Raw genomic sequence first — 14,468 nt, 5'->3', positions numbered from 1 at the left:
CTTCCGAAAGACTGAAAGAGCCGCCTCTCCCTTCCGGGGAAGGCGGCTCTTTCACTGACCGGGATCCGGGATGAGCGCAGTTTTCAGAGGCTTGCGATCTTGCCCGCGAACCCGAGGAAAAGGGAGCCCTCGAGGGCGCTGCCCAGCCGGCCGAGTCCGGGGCGGCCGGCGACCATTCGGCTGATCCTCGAGCCTGCGAAGGCGAGGCTGCTCATGTAGAGCACGCTGAAGGCCTCGAGGATCGAGGCGAGCACGAGGTAGGGCACCCAGGGCCTCGGATAGGCCGGGTCGATGAACTGGACGAAAAACGAGACGTAAAAGAGGATCGCCTTCGGGTTCGTGACGGAAAGAAGGAGCGCGGTCCGGAAGGGCGGCTGTCCCTCGGAGGCGGTGGCGGAGCCCTTCTGCGGCGCGCGGCCGCACCGCGGGAGGGTCCTCGCGAGCGCGCCAAGCCCCAGCCAGGCGAGGTAGCCCGCGCCCGCGAACCGCACTGCCGTGAAAAGCGCGGGGTGGGCCTGCAGGATCGAGGCGATTCCGAGGAACGCGCAGGCGATGAGGATGGCATCGCCAAGAAAGACCGCGCAGGCGGCCTTCATCGCACGCGCAGTGCCGCCCTGGACGCTCGTCCTCAGCACGAAAAGGGAATTGGGGCCTGGCATGAGCACCAGGACGAGCGCGCCCAGCGCATAGGTCCAGAGGTTGACGACGCCGAGGTTTTCAAGCATGGGACAGGACTCCTCGCGGCCCGAAGGGCGGCCTTTTCTTTGTTTTGGCTCAACCCCGCGGACAATAAAAAAGCGGATTCGGTTTCTTGCCCGTCCGCTTTTCATGGTCAGGCTCTTCGCTCCTTTCTTACGCATTCATCAGAAGAAGAGCTGCCGGCACGGTTCGCGGGCGGGATCTCTTGGGACTGAATGCATTCAAAAGAGGGAAAGACCTGCTTTTTCCTGTCTTCCAATCTGACGCGCTTTTCAGGCCGCGTGCGGCCTGAGCGCAACGGGATTATATTCAAACTTCTGTTTTTTTGTCTTTCTGCCGCTGCGTAAAAAAGGACGGGCATAAATGGACAGCCTTTATTTCAATGCGAGGGTTTTCACCGGCGAGGGGCCGGACAAGTTCGCGGACGCCTTCCGGATCAAGAACGGGCGCTTCGCCTGGGTGGGCAGGTTCGAAGGCGCGCCTGAGCCCGGCGCGGTGGATCTTGGGGGAGCCGCGGTGGTGCCGGGCTTCATCGAGGCGCACACGCACCCGCTTCTCGTCGCACAGACGATTCACGCGGTGCCCTGCACGATTCCCGCGGTTCACAGCATCGCCGAGATCCTCGAGGCGCTCAGGAAGCATCCGAACTTCGGGCGCGGCCCGAATGACTGGATCATGGGCTGGGGACACGACGAGAGCAAGCTCGCCGAGCACAGGACGCCCACGCGCCACGACCTGGACCGTGTGAGCACCACCCAGCCCGTCTACCTGCTGCGCTCCGACGTGCACTCCGGGGTCTGCAACACGCGGGCGCTTGAGATTGCCGGCATCACGCGCGACACTCCCGATCCCCAGGGCGGGAAAATCGGGCACGACCCCGACGGGGAGCCGAACGGCGTCTTCACCGAGCTCGCCGCAAACCGCCTGATCCAGCGCGCGATCGAGCGCCCGGACTTTGAAAACGCCGTGCGCGCGATGGCCGAGTGCGGGCCGCACTACCGGGAGCGCGGCTATGCGGCGATCACCGAGATGATGGCGAAAACCGGAGGCGAGACCGACACGCTGCGCGTCTTCCGGGCGGCCGCCCTCCGGGGCCTTTATCCGCAGGCGGGGCTCTACCGCATCTGGACGGGCGGCGACGATCCCCGCGGGATGCCCGACCTCACGGAGGATGAAAAGACCGGCCGGGTCCGCGTGGAGGGCATCAAGCTTTTCGCCGACGGCTCCATTTCCGGGCAGACCGCCTGGGTGGACGAGCCCTACAAGGGAAGCTCCTCGCACGGCATGTGCACGCTCGAGCTCCCGGTCCTCGCGGCGGCGGTTGACTATGCGAGGCGCAACGGCATCCAGGTCTCGATCCACGTGATGGGCGACCTCTCCATCCAGAGGATCGTCGATTTCTTCGAGGGGCAGACCGGGTGGCTCACCAGCGTGCCCAGCGTTCGCCTTGAGCACGTCTCCCTCATCACGAAGCGCCAGCTCGAGCAGATCCGCCGTCAGGCCGTGAACTATGGCCTCACCACGCAGATCATCTTCGCTTTCGCCGAGTACGAGGGCTACGAGCAGGCGCTCGTCCCCGAGGTGTTTGCGCGCATGTACCCGGTGCGCTCGCTCGTAGAGAGCGGCGTGCCCTTCGCGCTCTCCTCCGACGCGCCGGCCACCACCTGGATGGATCCGGAGAACGTGTTCGTGTCGGTGAAGGCCGCGGTGCTGCGCCGGACCTACAACGGCGTCTCAATCAACCCGCAGCAGGCGGTTTCCGTGGGCGAAGCGCTCTACCGCTACACGGGCGGGGCCTCGAAGCTACTCGCCTTCGAGACTCCGGTGGGCATGATCGCCCCGGGGTTCGAGGCGAACTTCAGCGTGCTCTCGGACGATCCCTTTGCGATCGCGCCGGAGGCCCTCGACTCGGTCCGGATCGCCTCCTTCTACCACGCGGGAAGGCTCGTTTACACCGAGGGCTGAGAAGCGGGAAGCGGAAAGAGGCTCTCCTCTTAGGCCCGACCGGGCGGCATGCCGCCCGGCCGGGTTTTCGCACCCGTCCCGGTGTTTTTAAAAGGCCGCCTTCCGGGGGAGGATCTTCTTCTGGTGGTGCCAGTAGAGGGCGCAGAGCGCCACGGTGGTCGCGATCCAGCTGATGGGGTAGACCGTCATCAGCGTTTCAAAGGTGGGCGAAGCGGCGAACGCGGTGTAGACCCAGATCACGCGGATGCTGCAGATCAGCACCAGGGTGATCACGGCGGGAGGCAGCGAATACCCGTAGCCCCTCATTGCGTCCGAGACCGTTTCCATGATGACGTTCACGGGCTCCAGGGTCACGACGTAGAGGATTCTCACGAAGCCCAGCGCGATCACCGCTTCGCTCGTCGTGAAAAGCGAAAGCAGCTCGCGCCCTGCCGCGAGCACGACCCCGATCAGCAGGAACGTCACCGCGAAGTTGAGCAGCATCGACACCCAGGTCGCGCGCCGGCAGCGCTCGGGGTTCCCCGCGCCATAGTTCTGGCTCACGAAGGTCGTGGCCGAAAGTCCGAAGGCGTTGATGAAGCAGTAGATGTTGATTTCGATCGTGAAGCCCGCCACTGACCCCGCCATCGCGTCCGGCCCCAGGCTGTTGATCGCCGACTGAATGACGAGGTTTGAGAGCGAAAAGACCATGCTCTGGACGGCGGCGGGCATCCCGATGCGGAAGATCGTCCGGGCGCTGCGCCGGTTGGACGCAAAGAGCTTTTTGCGCTCGATCCTCAGGGGGCCCTCGACCTTCGTGAGCTTCACGTAGAGGATCGAAGCGGCAAGGAGGTTCGAGAGCACAGTGGCAAGCGCGACGCCCCCGACGTCAAGCCCGAGCGCGAGCACGAAAAAGAGGTTTCCCGCGATGTTGAAGAGGCTGCCCGCGATGAGGGCGTAAAGGGGGGTGCGGGTGTCGCCGGTGCTCCGGTAGATGGCGGCCAGGAAGTTGTAGACCGCAACGAAGGGCAGCCCGAGCACCAGGACCCGAAGGTACGTTTCCGAATACGCGGCGACCGAGGCGGGGACTCCGAGAAGCGACGTGAAAGGGCCGGCCAGCGCTTCGCCCAGCGCGAGGGTCGCGAGTCCGTACCTCACCGCCTGGGTGAGGGCCGTGTGAACGGCCGTGTTCGCCTCCTCGGGGCTGCCCATCCCGATGAAGCGCGCGACGACGACGTTCGCCCCCAGGGCAAGTCCCATGAAGAGGCTCACGATGAGGCCGATCACCGGCACGTTGTTGCCGACCGCGGCCATCGCCTCGCTCGAGACGAAGCGCCCGAGCACGACCACGTCCGCGGTGTTGAAGAGCTGCTGCATGACTCCGGTGAAGGCAAGCGGCAGGGCAAAAATAAAGATTTTGTCCCAGAGTGTCCCGTGCAGCATGTCGATGTCGCGTTTGTTTGACGCCATTGCGGGCCCTCCGTGAGCGAAAAAAATAATTTTACGGCCGCTGGAAGCCGCCTTTTTGTCTGAAACGTCCGCCAGGAGAGCCCCTGGCGCTTAGGCCCTCAGGCCGCAGGCCTCTTCAGAAAGAGGCTGAGGTAGCCCGGCTCCGATTCGAAGTGAAGCCGCCGGCCGTCCGCGGGATGCTCGAACTCGATTTCCGCCATGTGCAGGCACAGCGGCCGCCCGGAGCGCAGCAGAAGCGCCCCCTGTGAGCCGTAGATTGAGTCGCCCTCGATCGGGCAGCCGAGTCCCGCGGGGTGCGCGCAGTGGATCCGCAGCTGGTGCGTGCGCCCGGTCTTGGGAAAGAGGTCCACCAGCGCCCTGACCCGCCGGTCCGCGCACTCGAGGACCGACGCGGTCTCAAAGCGCGTTGCGGCCTCCTTGCCCCCGGTCGCAGGGGGAAGCACGATGTGGCGCGGGAGGTCCATCGCGTCGGCCGCGAGCGGCAGGGCGACCGTCCCGCGGCTTTGCGCGGGCACCCCTTCGAGCAGCGCCCTGTAGCGCTTGCACACCCGGTGCTCCCGAAAGGCGCGTCCGAGCGCCGAGGCCGCTTCGAGATTCCTCGCGAAAAGGAGGATCCCGGAGGTCTCCATGTCGAGCCGGTGCACGGCAAAAAGCGACCCGAAGCGTTTTTCAAGCAGTCCCTTCGCGCTCCAGACCTCGCGCGTGCCGGGCACCGAGGGGAGGCCCGAGGGCTTGTTCACGACGACGAGGTCCTGGTCCTCGTAGAGCACGGGCAGCTCCATCGGCTCAGGGCACAGAGGCCGCTCGGAGCCGGCCCTGCAGCCTTCGAGCAGAAACCTCACCAGGGGCGCGGTGGTGCGGGCGGGAGGATAGAAGGCTCCGGGCCAGCGGATCTCCTGGGGCGACGGGGTCCCGATGAACCACTCGGCGCTCGCCTCCGGCTCCCAGTCCTGGAAGGAGCGGTTGCGCTCGAGAAGCAGCTGCACGGTAGGGGAGGAAAGCGCCCGGCAGAAGGCCTCCCGCCACTGATCCGCGTGGCGCGAGGACAGGGGCTGCGCTCGGGTGCCGAGAAAGCGCCTGCAAAGCTGCACGAGGTCGGCCTTTTCACCGCGCCCGTTCGTGAGGAGCACGTGCGGCATCGCGGGTTCCGTGCGCTCGGGCCAGAGCCGGCTCCCGTCAATCTCCTCCCAGCGCCCGGGGGTGCCCTCCAGGGGCTCGAAGGCAAAGCGGTACAGGCAGTCGGCTCCTCGGCGCAGCACCAGTACCCCGGCTCGCCCGCGAAAGCTCGCGGGGGCGGGGGCAAGCCGGGAGGCCGCCCTAGCCTCCGGGGCCGGGGGCTCGCAGAAAGGAAAGCCGATCACGCGTCCTCCGGGAGTCTGAAGGTGATGAAGCCGTGGCCCGAGGCGGGCAGGAAACGGCCGGTGAAGTCCTGAACGGAGAGCTTCAGGCTGCATCCGTTGTCGCAGGGGTGGCAGTCGATGAAGGGCTCGCGAAGGATCGATTCCTCGATGACGAGCCGCACGCGCGGGCCCCGGTCGAAGATGAGGCCGAGCGGCCCCACGGAGCCTGGAAAGGCGTGAAGTAGCTCTTCGATCTCTTCCGGGGCGGCAAAGGAGAGGTGCCCGGTGCCAAGCTGCCGGGCGACTGCGCCCGAGGGAAAGCGGCGCGCGCCCGGGATCATGAAGAGAAAGAACTCCCCCTTCCTGTTTTTAAAAAGGAGGTTCTTGCAGCAGAACGACCCCAGGCGGCGCGCGATCTCAAGCCCTTCCTGGGCAGTGTGGATCGGCTCGTAGTCGAGCCGCTCAAAGGGGATGCCTGCCTGCTCTAAAAAGCTGATTACGGCCTGCTGGTTTGCCCTCGTGTCCATGGCCGGAGTTCCAAGTTGTCCGCTCATCATTTGTCGTTCACTTCAAGCCGCAGCACGTCGGGCCGCGCGTAGTGCCCGAAGGGATCGGCCACGCAGCTGCCGCCTCTGCAGACCGTCTCGGGCAGGGCCTGCAGGGCCTCCCGCTCCTCGAGGTCCGAGGGGTAGTCGGACTTCCGGAAGAACTGGTCGCAGTTGATCACGTAGCAGCACCCCTCGAGCGCGAAGAACACGTTGTTGTAGAGGGTCTCGGTCACAGCGTCGCGCTCCCAGATCCCGACGCTCATCCAGGCGCGGGCGGAGCGAGCCGCCTCGCCCAAAAGTTTCGTTTCGGGCCCGGGCACAAGGACCGAGTTCTTCGCGTAGCGCAGCCAGTCCCTCCGCCCCGGTTCCTTTCGGCTTCTCACCGTGAAGCCGAAGGTCATGCCGTAGGGATAGCCCGGCACGATGAGTTCCGGGAGCACGATGAGGTCGGGCTTTTCCTTCGCGGCCTCGGCGATCAGGTCCGCGCACTTGCGCGCCGAGGCCTCTTTGTCAAAAAGCACGGGGGCGCACTGGATGACCGCGGCGCGACAGTTTTTCTTCAGATCCTTCAAGGGGGCTCCTTCTGCAAAAAAAGGAATTGCGGAACCATCAGATTATCGCCCCGGGGCGTCCGCCGGGGAAAAAAGGGCGCCTGTCAGTGCGCCAGGCCTTCGGGGAGCGGGGGAGTGAAGGTCCTGAAGGGAAAGTCCTGCTCGCGGCAGCGGCAGACTTCGACATCGAAGGCCGAGGCTGTGTTCCCGCAGGCGAGCGCCGAGGTGGGGACGTCCTCCGTGAGCGTGTTGGAGGAGCCGTGGAGGTCGACAAGCTCGTCGCCGATCCACTCCGGCTCGAACCACGCGCCATGCGCGAGCGCGACGGTGCCCTGCATCACATCCTCCGTGACCGAGGCCCGGGCGACAAGGGCGCCGCGGGGGCTGCGGGCGAGCACGAGGTCGCCCTGGGCGATTGCGCGGGCGGAGGCGTCCCGAGGGTTGATCCGCAGCCACTCGGGGTCCGCGGGCCCCCGGTCCTTTCTCGGGCAGGGATCGAGCTGGCTGTGCAGCCTGAAGCGGCTCTTCGGGCTCACAAGCCGCAGCGGAAAGCGGCTTCGCACGCGCGGATCCCCCGGGGCAGGATCGAGCCAGGCGGGGTGCGGCGGGCAGTCCCTGTAGCCAAAGGAGGCGATCTTTTCCGAAAATAGCTCGATGCGCCCGGAAGGCGTGGGCAGCGGGTGCTTGTCCGGATCCGAGCGGAAGTCGGCGAAGTCGACGAAGTCCCGGGCCTCCTCCGGGACCGGGAAGGGGACCCAGCCCTTCTCCCAGAACTCGTCAAACGAGGGGAGGGTGAGCCCGTTTCCGCGGGCCCGGTCGGCCGCCTCTCCGTAAAGCCGTCGAAGCCACCCGTCTTCGTCCAGACCTTCGGTGAATGCCTCTCCCACGCCCAGTCTTTTCGCGAGCTCGGAGAAAATCCAGTAGTCGGTGCGCGAGCCGTACATTGGGGGGATGATCCGGTGCATCGCGGAGATCCCGTCCCTCGAGTACTCGCCCACGCCCGAAATGTCGTTTCTCTCAAGGAACGTGCAGGCGGGCAGCACTAGGTCGGCCATCCTCGCGGTCGCGCTCCAGTGCGTGTCGCAGACGATCACGGCCTCAATCTGCTGGGAGCGCCAGGCGTGGTAGAGCCCGAACGAGTCGGGCTGGTGCGCGAAGGGGTTGCCCCCGCCCCAGAGCATGAGCCTCAGCATGGGGTAGGTGCAGCTCCTCCCGTTGAAGTCGATCGTGCGGCCCGGGTGCCGGAGGCAGTCGGCGAAGCGTGCGACCGGGATCACGGGGCAGACCGCGGCGCTGTCTGGCAGCGGGAGGTTCTCCACATAGGGGCCGCGGGTGGCCGGCGCGCCGCCCCTTCCCGTATGGTGCTCGCCCGAGACGCCTCCGCCCGGCAGCCCCATCTGCCCCAGAAAGGCGGCGAGCGCGAAGCCCGCCCAGTGGAACTGCTCGCCAAAGCGCGCCCGCTGCGGGCCCCAGCCCAGCATCAGGAAAGTTCTGTTGGCGGCGAGCTCGCGGGCAAACCGCACGATCGTCTGCGCGGGCAGGCCGCAGATCGGCTCGGCCCAGCCCGGGGTCTTCGCACAGCCGTCTTCGCGCCCCCGGATGTAGTCGAGGAAAGCCTCAAGCCCGTGGACGTGGGTCCGGAGGAAATCCCGGTCGCAGAGGTTCTCCTGGTCGAGCACGTGGATCATTGCGAGCATCAGCGCGGCGTCGGTTCCGGGCCTGACGGGCAGCCACTCGGAGCGGAAGCGCTGGGCCGAGAGCGGCCGCACCGGGTTCACGGCGAAGGTGCGCAGGGCCCCGGAGCGCGCCTTTTCCTCGAGAGCGCACCAGGCGGATTCGGAGGAGTGGACCGTTGAAAACCAGTCGATGTCGTTCGTGATCTCGGGGTCCGCTCCCCAGAAGACGAGCCGCTCGGTGCAGCGGGCGATCACCTCGAGGCTCTGCGGCTGCGGGTGCTTCAGACCCACCGCATAGGGAAGGATCTTCCGCATCGCGGCGTTCGAGTAGTTATTCTCGCCCCTCACGTACCCGCCCCGCAGGGCGAGCATCCGCCGGATGAGGGCGGCCGGGGCGTGCAGCGCCCCCGAGGATTTCCAGCCGTAGGAGTGCCCGAAGACGGCCGAGGGTCCGTAGAGGTCGTAGATCCGGTTGATCTCGGAGCCGGCGAGGTCGAGCGCCTCCTGCCAGGACAGGCTCACCCAGCGGTCCTCGCCCCGCAGGTGGGTGTGGCCGGCCCGCTTCTCAAGAAAGGAAGCCCGCGCTGCGGGCGTACGGATCCGGTTGTCCAGAAAAGGCAGCTCCGTGACCGCCTGCAGGTTGGAAATGCCGCGCAGGTCCTCTTCGAGGGCCCGGGCGGCGATTTTCCCCGACTGCGGCCAGGCGCGGAAAACACCCCAGTGCGAGGCGGTGGTCAGTCCCTGTGAAATAGGCTCGTGAGTGCTCATGGTCGCTTGCTCGTATTCGGGCTTTATTTTCCGTCATTCATGAAGCTCGTGCGCGCTCCGGAGCTCTCATCTCCCGCGGAAGAACTCGGACTGGCCAGCCAGGCGGGAGGAGATTGAATGCTTGCACAATAGTCAATATTTAAATTTTTATTTTTACATTTATTTGTAGATCAAGCCGTTTGTTTACAGGGGTTTGAAAAGAAATTAACGAAATGTTGAGAAAATAGAAAAGATCTTTTTGTTATTTTGCAAATATGGCAGTGAATTTCTCTCTGTTTTCTCAGCCTGATGCGCCGGAAAATTTTCCCCATGCAGGACGGGGCTGCCGCAGGGAACGGGCAGCCTGAAATTTAAAATGATTTTTTAAGGAGAGAAGTTCATGATGTTCCGCGCAAAACCTGTTTTAGTGGCCTGCGCAACCGTTGTGCTGTCTCTGGCGACCGGGACCGCAGCCTATGCGGCCGGCGGCTCCTCAGGAGCTCAGGTGCGTTATGCCAAGCAGGGGCAGATCGGTGAAGTCGTCACCAACCCCTATAAGATCGCTCCTCTCACCGCAATCATCAAGAACGGGGGATACCAGCTCACCGGCGTCACCGTGAGGATTGTGCCCAAGCCGAACGGCTCCGAGATCAAGTACATGGTGGATGACTCTGAACTGCGCACGCACGGCGGAATCCCGGTCTTCGGGCTCTATCCGGACTATGTGAACACGGTCGAGGTCTCCTACACCCGGATTTCGGAGACCGGAGAGAGGAAGGCAATTTCCGAGAAATACACCCTTTACGCTCCGCCGGTCAACACGGAAGTAAACGGCACGGTCAGCATGAAGTCCACAATGTTCAAGACCTGCGTCGTCAAGAGCGATCCCAAGTTCAAGGACCGGCTCTATCTGGTGAACAATCTCCTGGTGTCTCCCCCGAAGGGATCCCGGGTGATCTGGAACAACCCCGCGGGCGGTGCCCTGGAATGGTCCTTCTATCCGCAGAATGCCATCATTGACGCCTCGGGAGAGGTGCGCTGGTACCTCAATCCGGACAGCATCTATGATATGGCGAGCGTGTACCATGCCGGGGTCATGATGGGGTTCCAGCAGGGCAAGGACGGGGCCCTTACCTGGGGCTACGGACAGCGCTACGTGAAGTACGACATTATGGGACGCAAGATTTTCAACCGTCGCCTGCCGATCAGCTACAACGATTTCTCCCACTCCATGGACCAGGCGCAGAACGGTCATTACTTCCTGCGCGTTGCGAGCAGCGACGTGAAGCGCGCCGACGGCAAGAACGTGAGGAGCGTGCGCGACGTGATCACGGAGCTCTCTGCGGACGGCCGGGTGGTGGACGAATGGCGTCTGTTTGATATTCTCGACCCCTATCGTTCTATCGTGATCAAGTCGCTTGACCAGGGTGCGGTCTGCCTCAATTTGGACGCCAATGCGGCCGGTAAGACGCTCTCCGCCAAGGATCTCGCGGAGCAGGACAAGAGCGATAAGTGGGGCGACATCACCGGGGTCGGCATCGGCCGCAACTGGGCGCACGTGAACTCCGTCGACTATGATCCGACGGATGACTCCATCATCATTTCGTCGCGTCACCAGTCCGCTATCGTCAAGATTGGCCGCGATAAGAAGGTGAAGTGGATTCTCGGCGCGCCCGACGGCTGGAAGCCCGAGCTCGCGCGTCTCACCCTTACGCCGGTCGATAAGGACGGCAAGCCGCTCAAGTGTGAGCACGGGGCCTGTGAGAACACAGATTTCGACTGGACCTGGACCCAGCACACGGCCTTCCGCATCGATGAGAAGTCCGACAAGCGGTTCATCTATCTTTCTGTGTTCGACAACGGCGACGGACGCCATTTCGAGCAGCCAGCCCTGGCCGACATGAAGTACAGCCGCGCCGTCATCTACAAGATCGATCAGCAGAAGAGGACGGTTCAGCAGCTTTGGGAATACGGCAAGGAGCTGGGCCACAAGTGGTACAGCCCGGTGACTTCACTGGTGCAGTACGAGGCGGACAAGGACTCCATCATGGTCTATTCCGCCACGCCGGAGATGAAGCTTGAGCACGGAAAGGCCGTTGGCGCGCCTAATCCGTATCTGATGGAATTCAACTACGGCTCCAAGACCCCCGCGTTCGAGATCCGGATCCTCGGCTCCATGGGATACCAAGCGATGCCTTTCCGCATCCAGAAGGCCTTCCACCACACGGACGGAAACCTCTGAGTTTCGCTTTGGGCAGGAGCTGGCGCAAGGCAGGCTCCTCCCACCTGAGCAAACCGATTCCGAACGAAAAAAACAGCGCTGCAACTTGGTCTGCAGCGCTGCTTTTTTCAGTGGTGCGCCCAGCAGCGCACGTGTGACCAGTGGTGAAAGTCCACCGTCCGTCCGATCGAGGGAAGGACTAGCGACTCGGCAGAGTCAGGGAGGTAACAAACTGATGAAGGAAGCCGATAGCAAAACGTCAGCCTGACGAACAGGAACTGGATATGAGGCGACGACTCCGGGAGAGCAGGCCACATTCTGTTAACCCCATATCGATACGGAAGGAGCCGGCGTAGATCCAGCAGGCAGGACGCAAAGCGCATGTGTGAGACCTGGGGAGATCCTTGACGATGCCGCAGGGCTACCGCGGTCGAGAGTGTAGTTTCCTGAAATAGGTTGACTACTTTTGCCTCTTAACCCTTAAAAAGTTTGACTCGGTTAAGTTGCTAAAACGGAAGAAAGTTGACTTCTTTCTCCTAACCCCGAAATAAGTTGACTGCCGTCGCCTTATTCCTTTCGGAGGTTGACTGCCAAAGTGCCGACTGTACTAACCCTGCCGGCACGAATCCGAAAGTAAACATATCTCAGGGTTATTGCAAGCGTCGCGCTGATTTTTCAAGTGCATCTCCCTGCGGCTGGTCCACCGTTTAGGAATATCTCCAACGTTGCCCGCAGCATCTCTTGGTGTCTTCGTGTCTACGCTCATGCGAGGACGCTCCTCGTTGTAGAACCTGACGGCCTTCTCAACCGCCTTCGTTACTTCCTGGATGGATTCGAACCGGACGCCCTTCAGGAGCTCGTTCTTCATCGTGTTATTGATGCGTTCCGCCTGTGCGTTGTCCTTTGGATCGCCGGGTTCAGAAGCCGGCCGTCGTGCCCCAGCGCCTTGACCTTGCGGACGAAAGCAGTGGCTCCCGCCGCAGACTTCCATCAGCACAACGGCGCGGAGCATGTTTGAGAGCATCTCAAGCAGTTTCCTGTGTGGGATGCGGGGGCGTCTCAGCACCATCTTCCAGTCCTTGTCGCAGCCGACGACATCGCAATGGCTTTTGGCAAGATCAATGCCGATGACAACAGCGGGGTTGCCTGAGAAGGTAGAAGTCATGGTGGAGCGCTCCTCTTTTGGGGATAACTCAGTTATAACCCCGGGCTGGGTTATCTTCTGAGAAACAAGGGCGCTCCTTTTGCTTTCTAATGAAGGTTTCATGATGGATGGTCGCTGAATAATGCTCCGCTGCAGGGGCTGACCATCCCATTACAGGCCGCGAGACCTGCCTGCCAGACCGGTGCGGACGATGGTGTGAGAGGACGGCGGGTTAACCGCCCGCCTCCTGCTCGATTTGGAGCGCCGCTTCAAGCCGAGGGACTGCGGGAGGCTTGCTCTGTTTTTTCGGCCTCCGGCGCCGGCCCGTAGTTTTCTCGGGCTTTTCCGATGATCAGGCTTCTGAGCCAGACATTTTCCGGGTTGCCGCTGCTGCGCCGCGACCAGATGAGATTGGGCGTGAACGGGGGGCAGATGGAGTCTGGCAGCTCGAAGCTGATGAGCCCGGGAATTCTTTCCCAGTATTTCACCGACGACTCGGGCACCCAGTCGATGTAGTTCGTGTCAAGCAGCACGGCGGGCGAAGAGTTCAGGTAGGGAAAGCTCAGGTGGCAGGGGGCTGCCTCGGGCTTGAAAATTTTGGCCTGAGGGGTGAGGTTGGTGTAGGCCTGCGGCCATTGGATAATTTTATCAATCGTGAGGCTGGAAACCCCGTTGCGGATCAGATCGAGCGCAAGGGGATGACCTCGACGCATCATGATGTGTTTCTTGATTCTGGCCAGGGGCAGGGAGGCGAGGTCTGCGGCCGCGGGCACCCGGGGCATGATGGCGAGATCAGCCCGTCCCTCCCGGAGAAACTCCCCCAATTTGTCAGGGCTGAGGTTGAGAATCTCGAAGCTCGCCCTCGGAGCCTGCTGGTTAATGTCGTGGAGGGCTGGGGCAATGAAGGCGATGAAGCCGTTGTCGGCCGTCATGATGCGGAAGGTCTTCTGGATTTTCGAGGGATCGAAGTCGTCCTTATCCGTGAGCGCCTGCAGCCTGGCCAGAAGCGGGGCGAGCTCCTCCTCGAGCTCGCTCATCCGATCGGTGGGAATCATGTCGTAGCCGGAGCGCACGAAAAGTTCGTCCTCGAAATCCTCCCTCGCCTGGGAGAGCTGGCGGCTCGCACCCGAAACCGACAGTCCGCATTCCTTCGCGGCGGCAGACAGCGAACGGTTCCTGAAAATCGACTCTAGGAGCTGCAGCCTGGACAGAGACAGGGTCGGGTTTTTGGAATTGGTGGGCATGGATTTAAAAAAGATGTGAAGGATATCTTTTCATATTTTGCAATTATGAATCCTTTTTCTCTCAATATGGGCGGGGAATTTGTCACTAACGGAAAAGGGGGGGCAGGTAGAAAATTTTCCCAGAACAAACGGACCGCGGGCCGAGCGCCTCAACCCAGTTTTTGAATTTGACATGTTTTGAATTTGACAGTTTCTAAAGGAGAAAAAAATGCAGCGTCGTTCTTTCATAGCCGCCGTCGTCGCAGCGGCCGTAGCCTCAGTTCCGGGTTTCGCTTTTGCGGAGGACTTCAAGGAAGGGGTTGACTACCAGAAGCTCAGCACCCCGCTCGCGGGCGGCCAGGGGAAGTTGATCAAGATCTTCTCTTACGACTGCCCCTTCTGCTTCCGCTATGACATCGGCGTAGATCCGAAGGCGGTCCCGATGATCGAGAAGGCCGGGATCAAGTTCGAGCCCCGCCACCTTGAGACGAAGGGTAAGTACGGCCGCTGCGCCTCGGAGTTTTTTGCGATGTGCATCCTGATGGACCAGAAGGCCGGGCGTTCGATTGAAGCCCCGAATTCTCTTTTCAAGAAGGCGAAGGACGCTGTGTACCAGGCCTACCACAGGAAGGGGGAGCGTTGGACGAAGGGCGAGGACGCCTTCATTGGAACGCTTTCCGCCGCGACCGGCATCTCCGCGGCAGACTTCGCGAAGGAACGCAAGAGCGCTGCCGTGAAGAGCCTCGCCGATTCCTGGAAATCCGTCTACCCCGTGGCGAAGATTCAGGGCATTCCGGCTTATGTCGTGAACGGCAAGTGGCTGGTGATGACGAAGTCGATCAAGTCGATTGACGGCTTTGTGGCCCTTGTGAAGAAGCTCTCCAAGATGTAACGGCGGGGCACAG

At 62.6% G+C, this 14,468-nt stretch carries 11 protein-coding genes; 3 read left to right on the top strand and 8 right to left on the bottom strand.

Annotated features, from left to right (window positions below; translation table 11 throughout):
• Window positions 1-83: 83 nt before the first annotated feature.
• Window positions 84-725, bottom strand: coding sequence for a leucine efflux protein LeuE (leuE, locus tag MAF45_RS00820; protein WP_237977655.1), 642 nt, complete (start codon window positions 723-725; stop codon window positions 84-86).
• Window positions 726-1,062: 337 nt separating this feature from the next.
• Between leuE and MAF45_RS00815 the strand changes: the two genes are divergently transcribed.
• Entirely contained in the window at window positions 1,063-2,664 is a 1,602-nt protein-coding gene (locus tag MAF45_RS00815) for an amidohydrolase (RefSeq protein ID WP_237977654.1), read from the top strand.
• An 87-nt stretch (window positions 2,665-2,751) separates the two neighbouring features.
• On the opposite strand, the gene MAF45_RS00810 is transcribed toward MAF45_RS00815, so the two are convergent.
• From MAF45_RS00810 to MAF45_RS00790, 5 genes are all read right to left on the bottom strand, one after another.
• Window positions 2,752-4,113, bottom strand: a complete 1,362-nt coding sequence (locus tag MAF45_RS00810) for an MATE family efflux transporter (protein WP_237977653.1) — start codon at window positions 4,111-4,113, stop codon at window positions 2,752-2,754.
• Between the two features lie 98 nt (window positions 4,114-4,211).
• A complete protein-coding gene (locus MAF45_RS11375) occupies window positions 4,212-5,474 on the bottom strand; it encodes an RluA family pseudouridine synthase (RefSeq protein ID WP_237977652.1) in 1,263 nt (420 codons plus the stop codon).
• Window positions 5,471-6,010: a YbaK/EbsC family protein gene (locus tag MAF45_RS00800; protein WP_237977651.1), complete on the bottom strand. Its 540-nt coding sequence runs from the start codon at window positions 6,008-6,010 to the stop codon at window positions 5,471-5,473. The genes MAF45_RS11375 and MAF45_RS00800 overlap by 4 nt, the downstream gene beginning before the upstream one ends.
• Window positions 6,007-6,573, bottom strand: coding sequence for a nitrilase-related carbon-nitrogen hydrolase (locus MAF45_RS00795; RefSeq protein ID WP_237977650.1), 567 nt, complete (start codon window positions 6,571-6,573; stop codon window positions 6,007-6,009). Before MAF45_RS00795 ends, MAF45_RS00800 begins: the two co-directional genes overlap by 4 nt.
• An 83-nt stretch (window positions 6,574-6,656) precedes the next feature.
• Entirely contained in the window at window positions 6,657-8,996 is a 2,340-nt protein-coding gene (locus MAF45_RS00790; protein WP_237977649.1) for a molybdopterin-dependent oxidoreductase, read from the bottom strand.
• A gap of 379 nt (window positions 8,997-9,375) precedes the next feature.
• On the opposite strand from MAF45_RS00790, the gene MAF45_RS00785 reads away from it, so the two are divergent.
• Window positions 9,376-11,217, top strand: coding sequence for an aryl-sulfate sulfotransferase (locus MAF45_RS00785; protein WP_237977648.1), 1,842 nt, complete (start codon window positions 9,376-9,378; stop codon window positions 11,215-11,217).
• A gap of 586 nt (window positions 11,218-11,803) precedes the next feature.
• On the opposite strand, the gene MAF45_RS00780 is transcribed toward MAF45_RS00785, so the two are convergent.
• Together MAF45_RS00780 and MAF45_RS00775 are read right to left on the bottom strand one after the other, a co-directional pair.
• Window positions 11,804-12,361, bottom strand: a complete 558-nt coding sequence (locus tag MAF45_RS00780) for an integrase core domain-containing protein (RefSeq protein WP_237977647.1) — start codon at window positions 12,359-12,361, stop codon at window positions 11,804-11,806.
• Between the two features lie 248 nt (window positions 12,362-12,609).
• Window positions 12,610-13,584 carry a LysR family transcriptional regulator gene (locus MAF45_RS00775; RefSeq protein WP_237977646.1) on the bottom strand — a complete coding sequence of 325 codons (975 nt, stop codon included), beginning with the start codon at window positions 13,582-13,584 and terminating at the stop codon, window positions 12,610-12,612.
• Between the two features lie 208 nt (window positions 13,585-13,792).
• Between MAF45_RS00775 and MAF45_RS00770 the strand changes: the two genes are divergently transcribed.
• The gene (locus MAF45_RS00770; RefSeq protein WP_237977645.1) at window positions 13,793-14,455 is read left to right on the top strand and encodes a thiol:disulfide interchange protein DsbA/DsbL; all 663 of its coding nucleotides are present in this window, start codon (window positions 13,793-13,795) and stop codon (window positions 14,453-14,455) included.
• Window positions 14,456-14,468: the final 13 nt, after the last annotated feature.

It is taken from the genome of Mesosutterella porci (assembly GCF_022134585.1).
In the GTDB taxonomy this organism is placed as follows: Bacteria; Pseudomonadota; Gammaproteobacteria; order Burkholderiales; family Burkholderiaceae_F; genus Mesosutterella; species Mesosutterella porci.
This window is presented reverse-complemented; position numbering and strand designations above follow the sequence as displayed.

Bases quoted from the DNA above. Each gene is read 5' to 3' on its own strand.
- leuE (WP_237977655.1), bottom strand. From the start codon at position 725: ATGCTTGAAAACCTCGGCGTCGTCAACCTCTGGACCTATGCGCTGGGC.
- MAF45_RS00815 (WP_237977654.1), top strand. From the start codon at position 1,063: ATGGACAGCCTTTATTTCAATGCGAGGGTTTTCACCGGCGAGGGGCCG.
- MAF45_RS00810 (WP_237977653.1), bottom strand. From the start codon at position 4,113: ATGGCGTCAAACAAACGCGACATCGACATGCTGCACGGGACACTCTGG.
- MAF45_RS00800 (WP_237977651.1), bottom strand. From the start codon at position 6,010: ATGATGAGCGGACAACTTGGAACTCCGGCCATGGACACGAGGGCAAAC.
- MAF45_RS00790 (WP_237977649.1), bottom strand. From the start codon at position 8,996: ATGAGCACTCACGAGCCTATTTCACAGGGACTGACCACCGCCTCGCAC.
- MAF45_RS00785 (WP_237977648.1), top strand. From the start codon at position 9,376: ATGATGTTCCGCGCAAAACCTGTTTTAGTGGCCTGCGCAACCGTTGTG.
- MAF45_RS00780 (WP_237977647.1), bottom strand. From the start codon at position 12,361: ATGACTTCTACCTTCTCAGGCAACCCCGCTGTTGTCATCGGCATTGAT.
- MAF45_RS00775 (WP_237977646.1), bottom strand. From the start codon at position 13,584: ATGCCCACCAATTCCAAAAACCCGACCCTGTCTCTGTCCAGGCTGCAG.
- MAF45_RS00770 (WP_237977645.1), top strand. From the start codon at position 13,793: ATGCAGCGTCGTTCTTTCATAGCCGCCGTCGTCGCAGCGGCCGTAGCC.